The following is a 303-nucleotide window of genomic DNA, read 5'->3' as shown; positions in this document are numbered from 1 at the left end:
CGGATTCGCCTAGCATGATATAATCTTTATTTATATCCCTTAATCGCTGAGCTAAATCACAAGTCTGACGATGCACACCACGACACATTAAATAAGTATCCGGTTCGGCTTTATTTTGAGTTGCAGTCATTACGGGAAATATTGCGGCTTCAATTTCTTCTGCAATTTCGACGGCTGCTTGTAGTTTATTGTTCATGTTTAATTCCTTGTTGTAATTTTGAATTAATAGAATTAATGATTTTTTGGGTTCTATCAATAGACGCTAATAATAATTCTTCGTCATTATATATCAGTGATGAAGAG

General features: G+C 34.3%; 1 pseudogene. It reads right to left on the bottom strand.

Features of this window, described 5'->3' with window-relative positions:
- Nucleotides 1-196: pseudogene (locus PSI23_RS22285) on the bottom strand (hypothetical protein); the annotation flags it as partial.
- Nucleotides 197-303 lie beyond the last annotated feature (107 nt).

It is taken from the genome of Xenorhabdus yunnanensis, from assembly GCF_028598805.1.
In the GTDB taxonomy this organism is placed as follows: domain Bacteria; phylum Pseudomonadota; class Gammaproteobacteria; order Enterobacterales; family Enterobacteriaceae; genus Xenorhabdus; species Xenorhabdus yunnanensis.
This window is presented reverse-complemented; position numbering and strand designations above follow the sequence as displayed.